The organism is Staphylococcus sp. CWZ226 (assembly GCF_018986355.1).
Classification (GTDB): domain Bacteria; phylum Bacillota; class Bacilli; order Staphylococcales; family Staphylococcaceae; genus Staphylococcus; species Staphylococcus simulans.
This window is the reverse complement of the sequence record NZ_JAHMSB010000028.1, coordinates 1-1,409: the sequence shown is the minus strand read 5'-3', so window position 1 is coordinate 1,409 and position 1,409 is coordinate 1. Positions and strand designations below refer to the sequence as shown.

Sequence of the window (1,409 nt, the reverse complement as noted above, 5' to 3'; positions counted from 1 at the left end):
TTTTTTTGGATTAGCTGCAAAAAGATTTGTACATAAAATGATACGACTGCGTAAATTACCAAAATTTCTATAACCAAAAGATATTCTCTGTATCAGCTTTATTTTAGTATTTATTCCCTCAAGTGGACCGTTGGTCAAGTTACTGTATTCAAAAGTATTTCTTATCATACTATTGTGCTTTCTAAGTGTCTTAACAGCTGTTTGAAGTTTAGGAGCAACGCTATTGATTTCTATATTTTTCAAGGCAGTTTCAAAAGCAGCTTTATTGTTTTCTTTCAATGTGGATCTTAACTCATTTACGAGTGTATGTGTGTTTAAAAGTCTTTCGTCAAAACTCAGTAAGTGTTCGACAACACCTTTCGGTGTTTTCCATTGTTTATATAAAGGCATCTTACTGTAAACAAAAGCTTCAAGTTGTTCATATGGTTTTAAAAGAATCTTCCAGTAGCGCTTGTACTTGTTGTATAGAGGCCTTTCAGTTGTTCTGAAACTATTCATAACTGTTACTCGAGTCATGTTCAAGGCTCTATTTAAAGACTGAACAATATGGAAACGATCTATTAGAATTTTGGCATTAGGAAAAACTTCTCTGATCAAAGCCATATAAGGTTCGTACATATCGATAGACACTGTTTTCACACGTTTTCTTTCAGAAAGAGGATAACGATAGAAATAGTTTTTCAAAGCAAATAACCTACGGTCAGGCACAATATCAATAATACGGTGTGTTACTGCGTCTGCATAAATAAAACTCATTTTACCGACAACATTTTTAACGCTTTTGAACTCATCCATCATCAAGTGTTCCGGTAAATATTTAAACGGTGTTTGAGCTATTTGAGAAGCAGCTTTATTAATTATTCGAGTAACTGTGGAATTACTGACATGACAAGATTCAGCGACAGATTTTTGCGAACGTATGTCTATCGACTTATTCAGCACAGCTAATCGTGTGTTTTGAGAAATATAGCAATTCCGCTCAACGACAGGTGTTTCAGCAGTGAAATAACTGCAGCACTTTTTACAGTGGAAACGCTGTTTTTCCAATATTAAATAAGCTGGCTTCTCCGATACCTTAGGTATCGTAAGACATGATTTTTTTAAACCATTTTTGATTATAGAAAAGTTCGTATTTTTGTGTCCGCAAAGTTTACATCGCTTGGGAGAATGTATTAATTTTCCAAAGTAAAATAAAGAATTTTTCCCTTTATACTTTCTTTCTTCAACCTTATCTTCAAAAGTGATATTTTTATCTTTAATTCCAAGTGTTATTGATATAGTATTAGACATAGGCGCATTATCTCCTTAATTATTGGTTGTAGGATACTTCTAATTATAGAGATAATTGCGCTTTTTTTGTATCAAAAATAGGACTAGTGATTATCACCAGTCCTAAATAGTATAGAGCC

At 33.0% G+C, this 1,409-nt stretch carries 1 protein-coding gene; it reads right to left on the bottom strand.

Annotated elements, in window-relative coordinates; genetic code table 11:
* On the bottom strand, window positions 1-1,290 hold a 1,290-nt coding region (locus KRR19_RS12145; RefSeq protein ID WP_216733651.1), incomplete at its 3' end, for an ISL3 family transposase.
* Window positions 1,291-1,409 lie beyond the last annotated feature (119 nt).